The sequence below is a fragment of the Streptomyces sp. NBC_00083 genome (assembly GCF_026343295.1).
Taxonomy (GTDB): Bacteria; Actinomycetota; Actinomycetes; order Streptomycetales; family Streptomycetaceae; genus Streptomyces.
This window is the reverse complement of record NZ_JAPELY010000005.1, coordinates 151,245-164,083: the sequence shown is the minus strand read 5'-3', so window position 1 is coordinate 164,083 and position 12,839 is coordinate 151,245. Positions and strand designations below refer to the sequence as shown.

Annotated in this window: 11 protein-coding genes; 7 read left to right on the top strand and 4 right to left on the bottom strand. The window is 73.3% G+C overall.

What is annotated here, in order from left to right; all coding sequences use genetic code 11:
* The first annotated feature begins 506 nt into the window (after nt 1-506).
* Together OOJ98_RS33395 and OOJ98_RS33390 are read left to right on the top strand one after the other, a co-directional pair.
* A complete protein-coding gene (locus OOJ98_RS33395) occupies nt 507-1,418 on the top strand; it encodes a polysaccharide deacetylase family protein (RefSeq protein ID WP_267058882.1) in 912 nt (303 codons plus the stop codon).
* Between the two features lie 10 nt (nt 1,419-1,428).
* A complete protein-coding gene (locus OOJ98_RS33390; RefSeq protein WP_267058881.1) occupies nt 1,429-2,640 on the top strand; it encodes a cation:proton antiporter in 1,212 nt (403 codons plus the stop codon).
* Between the two features lie 52 nt (nt 2,641-2,692).
* On the opposite strand, the gene OOJ98_RS33385 is transcribed toward OOJ98_RS33390, so the two are convergent.
* The gene (locus tag OOJ98_RS33385; RefSeq protein WP_267058880.1) at nt 2,693-3,709 is read right to left on the bottom strand and encodes a M56 family metallopeptidase; all 1,017 of its coding nucleotides are present in this window, start codon (nt 3,707-3,709) and stop codon (nt 2,693-2,695) included.
* A gap of 4 nt (nt 3,710-3,713) precedes the next feature.
* Nucleotides 3,714-4,142: a BlaI/MecI/CopY family transcriptional regulator gene (locus OOJ98_RS33380; RefSeq protein WP_267058879.1), complete on the bottom strand. Its 429-nt coding sequence runs from the start codon at nt 4,140-4,142 to the stop codon at nt 3,714-3,716.
* A 157-nt stretch (nt 4,143-4,299) separates the two neighbouring features.
* Between OOJ98_RS33380 and OOJ98_RS33375 the strand changes: the two genes are divergently transcribed.
* The 5 genes from OOJ98_RS33375 to OOJ98_RS33355 all read left to right on the top strand — a co-directional run bounded on the left by OOJ98_RS33375 (nt 4,300) and on the right by OOJ98_RS33355 (nt 9,862).
* A complete protein-coding gene (locus OOJ98_RS33375) occupies nt 4,300-5,703 on the top strand; it encodes a glycosyltransferase (protein WP_267058878.1) in 1,404 nt (467 codons plus the stop codon).
* Nucleotides 5,700-6,437, top strand: a complete 738-nt coding sequence (locus OOJ98_RS33370; protein ID WP_267058877.1) for a polysaccharide deacetylase family protein — start codon at nt 5,700-5,702, stop codon at nt 6,435-6,437. The genes OOJ98_RS33375 and OOJ98_RS33370 overlap by 4 nt, the downstream gene beginning before the upstream one ends.
* 211 nt (nt 6,438-6,648) lie before the next feature.
* A complete protein-coding gene (locus tag OOJ98_RS33365) occupies nt 6,649-7,302 on the top strand; it encodes a response regulator transcription factor (protein WP_267058876.1) in 654 nt (217 codons plus the stop codon).
* Entirely contained in the window at nt 7,293-8,591 is a 1,299-nt protein-coding gene (locus OOJ98_RS33360; RefSeq protein WP_267058875.1) for a HAMP domain-containing sensor histidine kinase, read from the top strand. The genes OOJ98_RS33365 and OOJ98_RS33360 overlap by 10 nt, the downstream gene beginning before the upstream one ends.
* On the top strand, nt 8,588-9,862 hold the full coding sequence (locus tag OOJ98_RS33355) for a hypothetical protein (RefSeq protein ID WP_267058874.1): 1,275 nt from the start codon (nt 8,588-8,590) through the stop codon (nt 9,860-9,862). The genes OOJ98_RS33360 and OOJ98_RS33355 overlap by 4 nt, the downstream gene beginning before the upstream one ends.
* 66 nt (nt 9,863-9,928) lie before the next feature.
* Here the strand turns inward: OOJ98_RS33355 and OOJ98_RS33350 are convergent, their stop codons facing one another.
* A complete protein-coding gene (locus tag OOJ98_RS33350) occupies nt 9,929-11,026 on the bottom strand; it encodes a bile acid:sodium symporter family protein (protein ID WP_267058873.1) in 1,098 nt (365 codons plus the stop codon).
* Nucleotides 11,027-11,110: 84 nt separating this feature from the next.
* Nucleotides 11,111-12,697, bottom strand: a complete 1,587-nt coding sequence (locus tag OOJ98_RS33345; RefSeq protein ID WP_267058872.1) for a metallophosphoesterase family protein — start codon at nt 12,695-12,697, stop codon at nt 11,111-11,113.
* Nucleotides 12,698-12,839: the final 142 nt, after the last annotated feature.

Sequence of the window (12,839 nt, the reverse complement as noted above, 5' to 3'; positions counted from 1 at the left end):
CATGGTCGATCGGACTATCTGAGTAGCCATGTCAGGAGCTTTCTCTATTTGGTGGCGCAACGCTGGGAACCCGGAGCGCAACAGATCGGCGCGCAACGACGTGCCGGAGCGGCGGAAACGACGTGCCTAAGCGGCAAAGGAGAAGCGGAGAAGCCCGGGAGCCGCGATCGGCGAGCCGGGAAGGGGGCTGTTCAGCAGCCGTGTGCTACACGGCCGGGGGCCCAGGCGACCTGGTGAGCGAGGCGCAGCAGTCCGGAGATGGTGGACATCCGGCATCGCCTCCTTCTGTATATTTCACCAGGGTCGTTACGTCCGAAGTTACGTCCCCCTAGTGCATCGGTCAAGGCTCGAATCCCGAACTGTTATCACCGTTGCTCCCGGTGCGCCCGGACGGTGCGGGTTCGTCACTCCGTGAACACCGGCTCTCGCCCTATGTGGGTAAATCGTCGCGGCGGGCTTGCGCGGCACCCCGCTGCGGAATGGGCGGCCCCGTAGGTTCCCTGCGTATGGCCCCCGACCTCGGTTCCCCGCGTACGGCCCTCCACCTCGGTTCGCCGCGTACGGCCCTCCACCTCGGTTCGCCGCGTACGGCCCCCGACCCGGCCCGCCCACGGGCGACGCCGCGCCGGGCGCCGCTCGCCCTGGCCGCCGTGTTCACGCTCGCCCTCGCCCTCGCCCTCGCGCCGGCCGGCCCGGCGGGCGCCGCCGCGGCGGGCAGAGCGCCCGTCGCCCCCTCGTACGGCACGCACCGCACGGGGAGCACCGCCGGCCCCGTCGAGAAGCTGTACGGCGCCGAGGTCCGGCGGATCCCGACTACCGCCCACACCGTGGCGCTCACCTTCAACGCCGCCTGGGACGAGCAGGGCCTCGCCACCGTCCTGGAGGTGCTGCGCCAGCAGGACGCGCCGGCGACCTTCTTCCTCACCGGCCAGTTCGCGGAACGCCACCCCGCCGCGGCCCGCACCATCGCGGCGGCGCGCCAGGGCATCGCCAACCACTCCTACAGCCACGCCCCGTTCGGCAAGCTGACCCCCGCGCAACGGGCCGGGGAGATCACCCGCGCCGACCGGGCCATCCGCGAGGCCACCGGCATCGTGCCGCTCCCCTTCTTCCGCTTCCCCTACGGAGACACCACGCCCGAGCAGATCGCCGAGGTGAACCGGCTCGGGTACGCCGACATCGAGTGGACCACCGACACCACCGGCTACAAGGGCGCCGCCACGGGCATGACCGTGCAGAAGGCCGTCAAGCGGGCCGTCGACGCGCTGCGCCCCGGCGCGATCATCCAGATGCACGTCGGCTCGCTCGACGGCCAGGGAGACGTCCTCGACGCGCAGGCACTGTCGCAGATCATCGACGCGGTCAGAACCCGCGGCTACACGGTCACGAGCCTGAACACGCTCCTGACGCCGGCGTAGCGGGACATCCATGTCATCTCCCGGGACGCTGATCCTGATCATGGCCATCGCGGTGCTGGCCCCGCTCCTCGCCTTCGCGGCGGCCCGATGGCTGACGGTGCCCCTGGCGATCTTCGAGATCGGCCTCGGCATCGTGATCGGCCCCGACGCCCTGGGCTGGGCGCACTCCGACGACCTCATCGCCACCCTGTCCAACCTGGGCCTTTCGATGATGATCTTCCTGGCGGGGTACGAGATCGAGTTCGCGGCGGTACGCGGGGACACGCTGCGCCGGGCCGCGGGGGCGTGGCTGCTGACGCTCGCGGTGGCCCTGGGCATCGCGTTCGCGCTGACCGGGGCGCAGGCGACCAAGAGCTTCGTCGTCGGCACCGCGCTCACCAGCACGGCGCTCGGGGCGGTCCTGCCGATGCTGCGCGACTCGGGTGTGCTGCACGGCCGGTTCGGCACGGTCGTGATGGCCTTCGGCGCGGTCGGCGAGTTCGGCCCGATCATCGCGATGGCGCTGCTGCTCAGCGGGCGTGCGCCGGGCGCGGCCACCGCCGTCCTCGCCGCGTTCGCCGCGGTGACCGCGGGCGCCGTCTGCTGGGCGATGCGGCCGCGCCCGCCGTGGTTCGCCCGTGTCGTCGCCACCACGCTGCACACCAGCGGCCAGTTCGCGGTCCGCCTGGTGATGCTGCTGCTGGCCGCCATGCTCGGCCTGTCCGTGGCGTTCGGCCTGGACACCCTGCTCGGCGCGTTCGCCGCCGGGCTGCTCACCCGGCTGGTCCTGAACGGCGCGGCCCCCGAGAGCAGTGCGGAAGTCCTCGGCAGGATCGAGGCGATGGGGTTCGGCTTCCTGGTGCCGTTCTTCTTCATCGTGACCGGCATCGACTTCGACCTCGACGCCCTGCTCGGCGGCGGCCGTCCCCTGCTCCTGCTCCTGGTCTTCCTCCTCCTGTTCCTCCTGGTACGCGGCGCCCCCGCCTGGCTGCTCGCCCCCCGCGACCTCTCCCGTCGCGAACGCGTGTCGCTGCTGCTCTACTCGGCGACGTGCCTGCCGCTGGTCGTCGCGATCACGACGATCGGGGTCGACGACGGCGTGCTGGAGAAGAACGAGGCCGCCGCGCTGGTGGGCGCGGCGATGCTCTCGGTCCTGGCCTTCCCGCTCCTGGCCCTCCGAGCCCTGGGCCGCCAACGGCCGCCGCTGGAAAAGGAGTTGGGGGAGCAGTCGGAGGCGTGGTGAGCAGGGTCGGGAGGGGGCGAACTGCTGGGCCGGGGCCGGGTTCGCGGAGTCGCTAGGAGCGGTGTTCGGTGTGGGGGGTCCAGTGGTGGGGGCCGCAGTGGAAGGCGGGGGTGTGGTGGTGGGGGGTCGGGGGTGGGGCCGTTGTCGTGGCCGGCAGTTCGGCGCACTGGGCGCGCTTGGCGCTGTCGACGATCTCGTCGCTGTCGGACGCGGCGTTGGCCAGGCTCGCGCAGCACACGCTCAGCAGGAGGGCGCCGGCCACGAACGGCAGGCTGCGGGGGGCGGGGGGCGGTGCCAGCAGGGCCCGTACGCGCTGGGGGACTTCGCCGCCCGTCGCGGCGAGGAGGCCGGGGCGGGGCGTGCCCGCCGTCGCGAGGGCGGCGCGTCCGACCGCTCGGGCGACGACCGAGCGGTCGCCGATCTGTGCCGCGGCCTCCTCGTCGGCCCAGCGTTCCAGGGCGAAGGCGCCGGCCCTGGCCAGGGGGCGCAGAAGAGGGTTGAGGGCCGCGGTGAGCTGCCACAGGCTGAGGAAGATGTAGTGCCGTCCGCGCAGGTGGGCCCGTTCGTGTGCCAGGAGGGCGGTCCGCTCGTCGTGGCCGAGTCGGCGCAGCATCCCCCGCGAGACGACGATGCGGCCGGGCGCCCCCGGCAGGGCGAACGCCAGCGGGGTGTCGTCGTCGAGCACGGTCAGCTCTGAGCCGTGCGGGAGTTCGGCGCACTCCTTGCGCGCGCGCAGCACCCGGCGGGTCTGGCGGACGGCGGCCACCGCAAGGGAGGCGACGCTCGACACCAGGACGATCGCGCTGAGGGCCGCGACGGCGACGTACACCGGGTCCTGCGCGCGCACCGCGGCCACCGACCAGTGCCCCTCGGCCGCGACCTGGGGAATCTGCGCTATGCCGGTGAACGCCAGCAGGGCGAGCGAGCCCGCCCAGCCGACCGCCGTGACGAGCGCGGCGCAGGCCAGCGCCCAGGCGGCGGGGCGAGGGGTGAGCCGCCGCGCCAGTCGCGGCGCGACCACCGCGAGGACGGTGGTGATGACGAAGGGAACGTAGACGCTGATCAGCACCGGCTCACCGCTCCCCGTCGGGGCGCTCGCCGGGTGCGTCGTACCCGGACAGCAGGTGGTGCAGCAACTCCTCGTCCCGCGTGGAGAGTTCGGAGACGAAGCGGGTCAGGACGGCTTCGCGGTCCGAGCCCTCCTCCAGCAGGGAGCGCATGCGGCGGGCGGTGTGGGACGCCTCGTCCCGCACCGGGGTGTAGGCGTACCCCCGGCCCTCCCGCCGCCGCACGAGTATGGCCTTGTCGTGGAGGCGCGACAGGATGGTGAGGACGGTGGTGTAGGCGAGGTCGCCCGGCAGCCGCTCCAGGACCTGGCGGGCGGTCAGCGGACCGTCGGCCGCCCAGAGCGTCGCCAGCACATCGCTTTCGAGCGCGCCGCGCGCCCGCCTGCCGGGCAGGGCGCCCTCGCCGTCCGCGGGGTCGCCTTTCGGGCCGTCCACCGTCCGCCCTCCGCTCCCTTTGGTCCTTCGCCGTCGGTCCGGACAGGCTACCGCGTCATCTCCTACTAGTTGTAGGAGGTATGCTCCGGGCTTCGACCCGCGAACTACTACAACTTGTAGGTATTTCGCAGCTCTCCCGACGTGCGGAGGACCACCCATGCCCCATGCCGGACACACCCTTCTCCGGCCCGCACCCGCGGGTGCGCCGCCGCGCCCGCGAAGCGGGGCGACCCCCTCCCGCCGGATCGCGATCATCTCCGCGAGCGTCGGCGCGGGCCACGACGGCGCCGCCGCCGAACTGGAGTGCCGGCTCATGGCGGACGGCTTCACCGTGGACCGGCACGATCTCCTGGACCTGCTGCCCGCCCGCTTCGGCCGGGCCGTCCAGGAGGGCTACCGCCGGATGCTCGTCCGGGCACCCTGGGTCTACCAGCTGATCTACGCCGGCACCGAGCGCGCGGGCGGCGGCGGGCCCCTGGCGCGGCTGCTGCTGCGCGCGGCCGAGAGCCGGGTGCGGCGCGCCCTGGCGCCGGGCACCCGCGCGATCGTGTCCACCTATCCGGGGGCCAGCCGGGTGCTCGGCAACCTGCGGCGCGACGGCGGACTCTCGGTCCCGGTCCTCACCTACCTGACCGACTTCTCCGTGCACCCGCTGTGGGTCGCGGACGGCGTGGATGTCCACCTCGCGGCCCACGCCGTGCCCGCCGCGCAGGCGCGGGCCGCCGGCGCCCGGGACGTACGGGTGAGCGGCCCGGTCGCCGACCCGCGGTTCCGGCCCGGCGACAGCGGGCAGCGCGCCCGCGCACGAGCCCGGTTCGGGCTCCCCGCGGACACCCCGCTCGCCCTCCTCGTCGCGGGGTCCTGGGGCGTCGGGCCGGTGCGGAAGGTGGCGCGGGAGGTACGGGACAGCGGGGCCGCGGTCCCCGTCGTCGTGTGCGGCCGGAACGAGGCCCTCGCCCGCCGGCTGCGCGCCGACGGCATCGAGCACGTCCACGGCTGGGTCGACGACATGCCCAGCCTGATGCACGCCGCCGACGTCCTCGTACAGAACGCCGGAGGGCTCACCTCCCTGGAGGCGTTCGCCGCCGGGCTGCCCGTCGCCAGCTACCGCTGCATACCCGGCCACGGCCTGACCAACGCCGCGGCCCTCGACGAAGCGGGCGCCGCCGTGTGGATCCGCGACCCGGCCGACCTCGCGGCCGTCCTGCACGACCTGATCGAGGGCCCGCTGGGGGCGCGCCAGCGCGAGACCGGGCTCGCCCTGTTCCCCCGGTCGTCCGGGCAGGGTCCGGCCGCCGAGATAGCCCGCGTCCTGCGCGCGGGCCTTCCCCGGCCGGACCCGGGGCGCCCGAGCCCACCGCGTGGCACCCGCCGGCGGTCCCTGTCACGCAGGCTCGGCACCACGGCCCTGGCCGCCTGCACCGTCTGTGCCTGCGCCGTGGGCACCGGTGTCGCGACGGCCCACGGCGGACCGGGCCTGGCGCGCGCCATAGGCCACGGCTTCGACCTGGACGATCTCGCGCCGCACCACGCCTCCCGGCCGCAAGGACATCACTCGTGATCACCGCCCGCACCGTCCGCGCGGTGGCACTCGGCGCCGTCGCCGCGCACGCCGTCCCCGTCGCCTCCACCTTCGGACCGCTGCGCAACCGCGTACTGCCCCGGCTGGCGGGCCGCGGCAGACCGGACCACGTCGCGCTGACCTTCGACGACGGGCCCGACCCCCGCTCCACTCCGCACTTCCTGAAACTGCTCGACCAACGCGGCGTGCGCGCCACCTTCTTCCTGCTCGGCGAGCAGGCCCGCCGCTCCCCGGCCCTGGTCCGCGAGATGGCCGAGGCGGGCCACGAGATCGCCGTGCACGGCTGGCTGCACCGCCCGCTGCTCCTGCGCGGGCCCCTCGGTACCTACGACGACCTGGCCCGCGCCCGCGACACGGTGGCCGCGATCACCGGCCGCCGGCCCAGGCTCTTCCGGCCGCCCTACGGCGTCATGTCCACCGCGGCTCACCTCGCGGCCCGCCGCCTCGGCCTCACGCCCGTGCTGTGGACCTGCTGGGGGGAGGACTGGACCGCATGGGCCACCCCGTCCTCCGTGCACCGGACCGTCACCCGCGACCTGGACGGCGGCGGCACCATCCTGCTCCACGACTGCGACTGCACCTCCGCGCCCGGCGCCTGGCGCTCAGCGCTCGGCGCCCTGCCCCGCATCCTCGACACCTGTGCGGAACGAGGCCTGGAGGTCGGGCGACTGAGCGACCACGGCAGCGGTCCGCAGGGTCGACCGCGTCGGTGATCCGGGGGTGCGGGGGACCGCTCGTCGCGCGGACACGTCGACCGCACGCGGGCCGCGACCGCCCTCCGCCCGCTGCCCCCATCCGCTGCCCCTCATCCGCTCCCCCTCATCCGCGCCGCCCCCGAGACCGGGCCGGAGCGGCACCCTCCGACCGTAGGGCGGCTGATCAGGGCAGATGGAGAAGCGGGACGTGAGTGCTTAGGGTCAGCGGGTGGCTTTCATCATGGTGTGCGAAGACGACGCGGCGGTCCGCGGCGTGCTCAGGCGGGCCCTGGAGCACGACGGCCACACCGTCTCCGTCGCCGCCACGGCCGACAGCCTGCTGCGGCAGCTCGCGCCGGCGCCCCGTCTCATCGTCCTGGACCTCGGCCTGCCGGACGCCGACGGCCGCGACGTCTGTCTGGCCCTTCGGGCGCGCGGCGTCGACGCGCCGGTGCTGATGCTCACCGCCCTGGACGGCCTGCATCACAAGGTGGGCGGTTTCGAGGCCGGCGCCGACGACTACATGACGAAGCCCTTCGACATTCCGGAACTGTTGGTGCGGGTCCGTGCGCTGCTGCGCCGGGCCACCGCGGCGCCCGCACGGGGCGAAGTCGTCCTCGATCCGGCGAAGCACGTGGTGACCTACGACGCGGTGAGCGAGAACCTGACGCCGACCGAGTTCCGGCTGCTGGGCCGCCTGATCGCCTCGCAGGGCGACGCGGTACGCCGCCACGCGCTCGTCGCTGCCGGCTGGCCCCATGGGGCGCAGGTCAGCGACAACACCCTCGACTCGTTCGTGCGCCGGCTGCGGACCAAGCTCGGTCCGCTGGGCGTGGCCGAGCGTCTGGCGACCGTGCGCGGTGTGGGCTACCGATGGCAGTGACGCGATTTCGCAGGAGGGTCGTCGCGCTCACGGTGCTGATCGCCACCGCCGTGGTCGCGATCCTGGTCGTGGTCTCGCATGTGCTGCTCAGCCGGGTGACGGACGCCGACGCGCACGACCTGGCGCGTACCCGCGCCGAGGCCGTCGCGGCGAACGTCACCAGCGTGGGCGGACGCGTGGTCCTCACGGAGAACAGCAGCGAGGCGCTGGACGAGGTCGCCTGGGTCTACGCCGACGGCCGCCTGATCGACGGGAACGTTCCGGGCAGCATGGTCGGACACGTCGAGGCGCTGGCGGCCTCCGGGCGCTCGCAGACCGCCACCGTCGCGCACTACCTCCTATACGCGCGGGAGATCCCGATCGCAGGGCACCACGTCATGGTGATCGTCCGGGTCGACCTCACGCCGTACGAGACATCCGAGCAGCACAGCCTGACCCTGTCGCTGGTACTGGGCGGCCTCACCGTCCTCCTCGCCGGCGGGGTCGCGCACCTCGTGGTGCGTCGCGCGCTGAGGGTCGTGCACGAGATGGCCGCCCTCGCCGACGACTGGGGCCATCACGAGCCGGGGCGCCGCTTCGACCTCGGAGTCCCCCGCGATGAGTTCGGGGAACTGGGGCAGACCCTGGACCGCCTCCTGGAGCGCGTCGACAACGCGCTGGCGGACGAGCGCCGCCTCACCGATGAGATCGCCCACGAGCTGCGGACCCCCCTCACGGTCCTGCGGGGCGAGGCGCAGCTTGCGCAGTTGTCCGGCGAACCGGTGGCGCCGGAGGCGGTGCTGAGCGAGGTCGACCGCCTCGGTGCGGCGATCACGACACTGCTGCGCGCCGCGCGCGCCCGGACGGACGCCGGGACCCGGTGCGATCTGCACTCCGCCGCGCGGCGGGCGATCGCCGACCGTCCGGTCGAGGTCGCCTTCCCCGCGAAGGCCGAGGTCGCCCTGGCGCCCGACGTCGCGGTGTCGTTGCTGGCGCCCCTGCTGGACAACGGCCTGCGCCACGCACGGTCGCGCGTGTGGATCACCGCGCGCCGCCGGGATGAGGCCATCGTGGTCGATGTCCTGGACGACGGCCCCGGGTTCGATCCCGCGGAGGTCGACCGTGTCTTCGAAGCGGGTGTGACCGGCGGCGACGGGTACGGCCTGGGACTTCCGGTGGTCCGGCGCATCGCCGCCTCGGCCGGTGTGGAGGTCCGCGCGATCGCGGACGGCCGCGGCCACGTCGAGGTGACGCTCCCCGCAGCGCAGTCAGGTTGCTTGCAGGTTCCCGGCGCAAACCTCCCCGCATGACGACGACAACCGAAGCACGCGCGCGCAGCGGGCGGCTCATGCTCAACAAGGTCCCCGAGGCCACCGTCTGGTTCTGGGTGATCAAGGTCCTGTGCACGACGGTCGGTGAGAGCTTCGCCGACTGGATCAACACCCAGCTGGGCGTCGGCCTGGTGAACACGGCCTGGATCTTCACCGCGGTGCTGGTGGCGGCCCTCGCCGTCCAGCTGCGGCTGAAGCGGTACGTACCGTTCCCCTACTGGCTGACCGTGGTCGTTGTCAGCGTCACGGGCACCCTGTACACCGACATCCTGACCGACCAGCTGAACGTGCCGCTGTGGATCAGCTCCGCCGTCTTCTCGGTGCTGCTCGCGGTGGTCTTCGGCGCGTGGTGGCTGCGTGAGCGCACGCTGTCGATCCACTCGGTCACCACGCTCCCGCGGGAGTCGTTCTACTGGGTCACCGTCCTGGTCACCTTCGCGCTCGGTACCGCCACCGGCGACTGGACTCTGGAGCTGACCGGCTGGAGCCCGAGCGTCTCGGTGCTGCTGCCGCTCGGCCTCATCGCGGCGATCACGGCGCTGTGGCGGTTCGGCGCGAACCCGGTGCTCGCCTTCTGGCTCGCCTACATCCTGACCCGGCCGCTGGGCGCGAACATCGGTGACTGGCTCGCGTCCCCCAAGGTCGCCCAGAACCCGGGCGACCCGACCGGTCTCGCGCTGGGTACGTTCACCACGAGCCTGATCTTCCTCGGCCTGATCCTGGCGACGGTGGTCTACCTGACGGTGACGCGCGCGGATGTGACCGAGACCCGCGAGGCGGCCCACCGCGTGCAGGTTGTCGGCGACCGGCCCAAGGAGCGCATCGCGCTGGGCGGCTTCGGCGTGCTGGCCGTCGCCACCGCGGCCCTGCTGGCCTGGGCCCACGCTCAGCCGCACGTCGGCCCCGCGCCCGAGACCGACACCACCTCCGCCGTGCGGCTCGCTCCCGGCCAGGCGGTGAAGAACTTCCCTCCCGCGAAGGTCGGCGCACTGCGGACCCTCGCGTCCACCTCGCTGAAGGACGCACGCTCGGGGGACGCGGCCGGGGCCCACGCGGCCGCCCAGTCGCTGCGTGACCTGTGGGACGCCGACCAGGACTCGCTCCAGCCGCTGGACGACACCGGCTGGACCTCCATCGACGCCCAGATGGACCAAGTGCTCATGACCTTCGGCATCGACCACTCGAACCCGCCCACGCCCCCGGCCCGGCAGGAGGCCGAACTGGCCGCGCTGCTGGCCGACTTGGGCTGAGCGTCGCAGGCCGCGGCCGGCGGCCGGGGCGCCCCGGACCGTGGGCGGCGCTTGCAGGGGGCGCGTTCACGCGGTGTTCGTGACGGGTGCCGCGGGGTGCCGGGGCGAGCCGGCCGGAGGTGTGGAACCGCTGCCGCGCGGAGGGCGGCCCATGGCTCCGGCCATCGTCTTCTGCAGCAGGCTGTAGGACAGGATCGGGAGCAGCACCTCGGGGCGGTGCGAGAACCACGCGGCGGCCAGGACCGCTGCCGCGCTGGTGTTGTTCATCCCGGTGGCCAACGTGAGGGAGACGTGGTCCGGGGCGTCGCACCGGGTCCAGCGGGACATCCACCGTCCGAAGAGGAACGAGAGCGCGCATGCCGCGGCGGACACCATGACGGCCAGGGCCAGCAGGTCCGGGTCGGGATGGGCGATCGCCCGGCCGAGCGCACCGGCGGCATTGATGTAGCAGAGCAGCAGGATGTTCACGAGGTTGACCGCCTTCGCCCAGGGCAGCACCCGGCTGATCCGGCCTTCCCCGAGCAGGGCTCTGACGAGGATCCCCACCAGGCAGGGGAGCACCACCGAAGCCAGGGCGAACGGACCGGCTCCGGTCCCGGCGAGCCCGTCGAGACGAGTGGTGTCGTCCAGGCCGCCGACGCCTTCGGGGCCGACGAGCCGCGCGGCCAGATGCAGCCCGAGCGGGACGGTGAGCGGGCTGAGCGCGGTCGAGCCCAGGACCATCGCCACGACCAGCGGCACATTCCCGCCGGCGTTCTGCCCCCACGACGCCGCCCCGCCCGCGATCGGCATCGCAAGCACCAGCATCACCCCCACCAGCAGGCATTCCACCTCCGAGGGGTCGGGCCACGAGCGGAGAAAGAAGGCGAGGGCCGGCAGGAGCACGACGGGCAGGAGCGCATTGGCGGCGATGCCCAGCAGGAGCCGCCACGGCCGGCGGACCACCTGGCCGACGTCCCCGACGCGTACGCCGAGGCCCGCGTTGCCCAGCATGACCGCCAGCAGCGCCATGGGCAGCGTCAACTCGCCCCAGGGGAACGGGAAGGGGAGTCTGGAGCCACGCAGGATCTCGCCGGGTCCGGGCACCACCCCGGCCAGTGCGTAGCAGCCCAGCATCAAACCGAGCAGCCATCGCTGTGCGGCCGCCAATCCACGCGTGATCACGCATCGGAGCATAGGCGCTACTCACTGCGACCTGTCGCGCGGTGTGCCGCATCGCCGGGCGACGGCCCGGCGATGCGGCGGACGTCATCGCACGGCCGGAGCCTCGGCGTCCGCCGGACGGTCGCGGTCGGTCCAGCCGTCCCGGCGGCTGCGGTGCACCGTGAAGCGGTCGAAGAGTACGGGCGTCGGGAACGGGTTGGCCGTCGTGGCCTCCTGGGAGTGGTAGTAGCTCACCGTGATGCTGGTGCGTCCGCCGGGCAGGCGGCCGGGGTCGACGTCGAAGACCGCCACGCCGTAGGGGTGGGCGGTGTCGGGGTCGCGCACCGCCGACCACGTGGCCTTCTCCTTGGCGTCCGGATCGGCCTTGAACGGCAGGCGCTTGGTGCGTACGAAGGCGTCCGGGACGCCGCTTCCGTCCGGGTCGCCGAGATAGGTGTCGTCGTGCGAGGCCGTTCCGCCGCCGCCGAGGATCAGGTGGACCGTGCCCTTGGAGGTGTCGATGTCCCGGAGCCCGTCGTCGACGACGCCGGGCCGCAGCAGGCTGCCGGGGTCGGTGCCGCGCACCGGGTGGGTGCGCTCGTAGTCGTGGTCGTGGCCGCACAGGACCAGATCGACGGCGTACCGGTCGAAGAGGGGCAGGAGCTGGGCGCGGATGCCGATGTCGCCGCCGTGGCTCGCGGCCGAGGACGACATCGCGAACTGGTGCATCGACACGACGATCCAGTCCACCTCGCGCCCCGCGCGGGCGTGCGCCAACGTCCTTTCCAGCCACCGCAGTTGGGCGCCCTCGCTGTATCCGCTGATGTAGACGGACCGGCCGGTGGCCGGGTCGATGCTGGCGTCGTCCTCGATCGCGATGTCGTTGCCGTCGACCGAGAGGAACAGCACCGAACCGACCTGGAAGCTGTACCAGTTGCCGCAGAAGTCGCGGCTGTGGTTGTCCGGCAGGTCGAACCGGGTGTGGTATGAGGCGTACCCCAACTCGCCGCCCCCTGCCTCGACTTCGTGGTTGCCGGGCGCCGGCATCCAGGGGCGGTTGCGGGCCGAGACCGACATGTTGTTCATGAACGCGTCCCAGCACTGCGGCTGCCGGTCCTGGTTGTTGTTGGCGTACGCCAGATCACCGTTGAGGAGGTGGAAGAGCGGGTCGAACCGCTCGACCTGGCGCACCGCGGCCGCGCCGTGCAGGGCGGACTTGCTCCACGAGGCCGACCCCGTGCCCAGGTCGCCGAAGCTGGTGAACCGGAACGCCGCACGCTCGCGGCCGGGTGCGGTACGGAAGGTCCCGCGGACCGGGGCGGCTCCGTCGTGGACGATCTCGTAGACGTACGCGGTGTCGGGGCGCAGGCCGTGCAGCCTCGTGCGGTGGGTGTACGTCTCGACCTTGTTGAGGCCGTCGACGTAGGTCCGGGTCTCGGCCCGGAGGGTGTGGCCGGATCCGCCGTGGGCCGTGCCGAGCCTGAGCCGGGGCCGGCGCACGGAAGCGGCGGTCGCCCAGGAGACGGTCATCTCGCGCGAGGGTTCGTTGCCGTACTGGAGGTGCACCTGCTCGGGGCCGGGGGTACCCGCGACCGCGGGCCGGCTCCACAGCAGCGCGGAGGCGGGCACGCCGGCCAGGGCTCCGGCGGCTGCCGTGCTCCTGAGGACGGTTCTGCGCGAAAGCTGGGTCACTGCGGCCTCCTGAGTCCCGGAAATCGTCCGGAGACTGACAGCAGGGGCCGACATCCGGGCCGGCGGGGGAGGGCCGGACGGCGAACAGCGGGTGAACGGGCATGGCCGACGGGCCGATGACCGACGCACCGGGGCGCGCGGC

Bases quoted from the DNA above. Each gene is read 5' to 3' on its own strand.
- OOJ98_RS33375 (WP_267058878.1), top strand. From the start codon at position 4,300: ATGCCCCATGCCGGACACACCCTTCTCCGGCCCGCACCCGCGGGTGCG.
- OOJ98_RS33355 (WP_267058874.1), top strand. From the start codon at position 8,588: ATGACGACGACAACCGAAGCACGCGCGCGCAGCGGGCGGCTCATGCTC.
- OOJ98_RS33360 (WP_267058875.1), top strand. From the start codon at position 7,293: ATGGCAGTGACGCGATTTCGCAGGAGGGTCGTCGCGCTCACGGTGCTG.
- OOJ98_RS33390 (WP_267058881.1), top strand. From the start codon at position 1,429: ATGTCATCTCCCGGGACGCTGATCCTGATCATGGCCATCGCGGTGCTG.
- OOJ98_RS33395 (WP_267058882.1), top strand. From the start codon at position 507: ATGGCCCCCGACCTCGGTTCCCCGCGTACGGCCCTCCACCTCGGTTCG.